This is a genomic window from Algoriphagus yeomjeoni (assembly GCF_003259505.1).
Taxonomy (GTDB): Bacteria; Bacteroidota; Bacteroidia; order Cytophagales; family Cyclobacteriaceae; genus Algoriphagus; species Algoriphagus yeomjeoni.
This window is the reverse complement of record NZ_QLLK01000026.1, coordinates 1-4,317: the sequence shown is the minus strand read 5'-3', so window position 1 is coordinate 4,317 and position 4,317 is coordinate 1. Positions and strand designations below refer to the sequence as shown.

General features: G+C 45.8%; 3 protein-coding genes. All 3 read left to right on the top strand.

Annotation, left to right across the window (positions count from 1 at the left end; genetic code table 11):
* Positions 1-1,533, top strand: a 1,533-nt coding sequence (locus tag LV83_RS21210) for a DUF7507 domain-containing protein (protein ID WP_245947125.1), incomplete at its 5' end; no start/stop codon positions are given.
* 36 nt (positions 1,534-1,569) lie between these two features.
* Positions 1,570-2,544, top strand: coding sequence for a PorP/SprF family type IX secretion system membrane protein (locus LV83_RS21205; protein ID WP_111613570.1), 975 nt, complete (start codon positions 1,570-1,572; stop codon positions 2,542-2,544).
* Between the two features lie 2 nt (positions 2,545-2,546).
* Positions 2,547-4,317 (top strand): OmpA family protein (locus tag LV83_RS21200; protein WP_245947124.1); only part of this gene is annotated, 1,771 nt, incomplete at its 3' end.

The window sequence follows — 4,317 nt, the reverse complement described above, 5'->3', positions numbered from 1 at the left end:
GTAACTGTAGATCCACAACCGGTAACACCTTTGGCACCGCAAAGCGGAGGAGACCAGTCAGTATGTTCATTGGAAGAGGTAGTACTTACTGCTACAGCGACAGCGGACGAAGGATTTGAAGTGGTGTGGTACAATGCACCAACTGGAGGAGAAAGGGTAGAGAATCCAATCTTAGCTGAAGAAGGAAGTATCACGTACTATGCAGCTTCGCTGAACCCTGTTGCGGGTTGTGAAAGCTCAAGCAGAACTCCGGTGACCTTGACAATCAACAGCTGTACGATAGCAATTGAGAAGACGGCAGATAAATCGACGATCAGTTCGTTGGGAGAAGTTGTCACCTATACGATTATGGTGACTAATACCGGAGATGCAACCTTGACATCCATAACAGTAAATGATCCACTTACCGGATTGGAAGAAACAGTTGAAGTTCTTGAGGCCGGAGAATCGGTTAGCTTTGAGACGACCTACACTGTGACCCAGGAAGACCTGGATAATGGATCAGTATTGAACGTGGCGACAGTTAAAGCTCAGACACCAACTGGAGATGAGCTAGAGGAAGAAGATTCTGTAACTGTTGGAGCGGATATCAGACCAATCATAGCCAACGACGATGACTTCGGAACGTACTTCCTGAGTTATGGCGGTAGACTGGGTAACATCCTAGATAATGATTTATTGAATGGAGTAAGGCCAGATGATGCGGATGTTGACTTCGAATTCACGGAGCTGGACGGAGTGATAGGTTTACTGATTGATGATAACGGTGAATTGAGTTTGATCCCAGGGGTGAATGAGGCTAGAGAATACACCTTGAAGTATACGCTTCGTGAGGTTGCCAACCCATCTAACAGCGATGATGCTTTAGTGGTGTTCAGACTGCAAAACGATGAGGTGGACCTCAGCGTAACCAAGACGTCCTTTGAGGCAGAGATCTTTGAAGGGGATGAGTTTGAGTATGAGATCGTCATCAGTAACGGGGATACTCCTGCGACGAATGTGGTGGTGACTGATAACCTGCCTAATGGGGTGAGCTACATCAGCAATACTGTTACAAGTAATACTACAAATGCCACAGTAAACGGTAACGTATCGGGAAGCGCCATCACATGGACAATTCCGGCAATGGAAGCCGGGGCTACGATCACTATACGAGTGAGGGTGAAAGCAGTAACTCCGGGTACCATCACCAATACAGTAATAGTCGGATCTGATGAAGATGACACGGATGAAACCAACAACCAGGATGACGATGTGAATGTGATCAAGCCATTCCATATACCGAATGTGATCACTCCAAATGGAGACGGCGACAACGATACGTTTGAAATCGAAGGGATTAATATATTTGTAAGCACTGAGATCACAATCTTTAACAGATACGGTGACCATGTTCTGGAGCAGGAGAATTACAGAAATGACTGGAATGCTCCGGGTCAGACAGCAGGTACTTACTTCTATGTATTGACAGGAGTTGATTCATCGGGGCAGAGGCATGAGTTCAAAGGTTGGATACAGGTAATTAAAGACTAATCATTGGTCTACGGACAGGAAGAAAATAGACAGCATATGAAAACTACTTTTAAAATCATTGGAATGACCTTTCTGGTGGCCATACTGGCCACCGGAGGGACTTTTGGGCAGCAGCTTCCGCAGTTCAGCCAGTATATCTTTAACGGGTTGCACATTAATCCGGGGTATGCAGGCTACAAGCAGGAGGGCTATATACAGTCTACCTACCGCAGCCAGTGGGTTAATTTTCCGGGAGCCCCTGAGACCTTCACCGTGACAGCGGATTTATCCGCCAACGAAGGGACGATGGGATTCGGGGTATCGTTTCTGAACGACAAGGTGGGTCCTACCAGGACCACCGGGGGCTTGTTGACGTATGCCTACAGAATACAGACCGGGACGAACAGTTACCTGGGACTGGGAGTGAGTGCAGGCTTTTCGCAGTATTCGATAGACGGCAGCGAGCTGGATCCGAATGACTGGCCTGATAGTGAAATTCCGGACGGGAGGATCAACCTGACCACCCCGAATCTGAATACAGGTTTGTTTTTCAACACGAATAACTTCTATGCCGGATTTAGTGTGTACAACATGGTAGGGAGGAAAGCACTGGAAAATGAGGATGTGGCTCTGGCCTACCATGACTTTCATTTTTACCTTACCGCCGGAGCCATCTTTGATTTTGGGGAGACGGTAAAATTCAAGCCGAGCTTCCTGATCAAGGAAGTGAAGGGAGCCCCTACCAACTACGATCTGAACGCGATGTTTTTATTTGCAGAGCGGATTTGGGTGGGAGGATCCTACCGGAGTAACATGAAGATCTGGAATGACAATTTGCAGGAGAATCTGAATAATCGAAATGCAGTTGCGGCGATTGTTGAGATCTACGCGACCAAGCGTTTAAGATTAGGCTACGCCTATGACCACAACCTGAATGTGCTGAGCAACTACAGAAACAACTCCCATGAGCTATCTGTAGGTTACTACATCACTCCAAAAACCGCAGTAATGAAAAACCAAAGATGGTTCTGATTATGAAAAAGACAGTTACAATACTCAGTATTACCGCAGCCATGATCTTTGGATCAGTAGGAGTTACAGAGGCGCAGAAGAGCAAGATCCGTTATGCAGACAAGCAGATGGAGCTGATGAACTATACGCATGCTTTGGAAGTGTATGAGCAGGCTTATGCGAATAAGCCAACGTATGCTACGGCCAAAAAAGTAGCCGGGGCAGAAGATGTGATTCGCGATTATGATAAGTCGTACGAGTGGTGGAAAACCACGGTTGGCTATGAGGAAGCGACTAATTCGGATTATACCCAGTTTCTTAGAGCGGCTCAGCTGACAGATAATTTTGATGAGGCAGTAAGTATCATTGAAGCAAAAGGAGTATCAGCTGACAGTTTGGATGTAGCTAAATTGTTGACTTTGAAGAGTAAGCGAAAAGTTAAGCTGGAGCCAGCTGAAGGGCTGAACTCCGCCGGTTCAGATTTTGATTTGGCGGTAGACACCAATGGAAACAAATATTTTGTGTCAGACCGGGGAGGGAGCTATCCCAGTGAGATGCCAAGTTTGAGGTTTGACGCCAAGAATAAATATTTCAGTGATGAGAAAAGTGATTTTACGGACCGGGAATATTTTTCAGTCTATAAGCAAGATTCGGAAGGCAATGTAACTGAGTTAGTTTCAAATGTGCCAGGTACATACAACTTTTCAGATCCAAGTTACGACAAAGGGCAGGGGATGCTGTTCTATTCGGTAACCAGAGACATCAAGAAAGTACGCAAGCGTGATGACATCGTTGTTCAGCCGGAGATTTACTACAGCAAGTTAAACGAAGACGGTACAATGGAAGGATTCTCCGCGGTACCGTTCAATGACTCCTTACGCTATGCAGTAATGAACCCCTATGTGGATGAGGAAGCCAAGCGCTTGTATTTCACTTCGGATATGCCGGGTGGAATGGGTGGAACAGACCTGTATTATGCCACGTATGATGCGGACATGACTTTTGGATCCCCGGTCAACCTGGGCGCTACCATCAATACTTCCGGCAATGAATCACACGCCTTCAGGAAGGGTGATAAATTCTACTTTAGCTCCACGGGACATCCTGGGGTGGGAGGTATGGATGTATTCCAGTCTGATTATACAGCTACCCAATTTAGCAATGTACAGAATATGGGTATGCCTATTAACTCCTTGGCGGATGACTTTGCCTATCGTGTAGTTTTAGATGAAGATGGCAAAGAAGAAGTATACCTATCTTCCAATAGAAAGGGAGGCCAGGGACTGGATGATATTTACACAGTTCAGGATGTATATAAGCAATTCTTGGCCAGAGTGATTGATTGTGAGGGACTGGTAATCAGTTCCAGTTACATGGCTACTTTAAGGGATAAAACCCAAAATGGAAACGTACAGACTACTCGTGGTGATACAGGTGAGCTTCTTGCGGAACTTGAACCGGACAGTGACTTTGGTATCGTGATTTCGAAACCTGGATACTTCAGTGTGACTGACGAGAGTATTACTACGAAGGGTTTTGAAGGCGACACGGTAAAAAGAGAGTATACATTGATCGCTATTCCTTACCAGTTGCCGGTTTATGTTGATATCGTGTATTATGACCTGGATAAGTTCAAGATCAGGGATGATGCAAAACCGGCCTTGGATAAGCTTGGGGAAATGATGAACAAATATCCATTCCTGGATCTACTTGTCGCATCGCACACAGACTCAAGAGCAAGTGACGAGTACAACATTATTCTTTCCAACAACAGAGCAAAAGCAGTGACCGAGT

What these genes read in the sequence shown, in the direction of transcription:
- LV83_RS21205 (WP_111613570.1), top strand. Translation starts at nt 1,570, where the DNA reads ATGAAAACTACTTTTAAAATCATTGGAATGACCTTTCTGGTGGCCATA.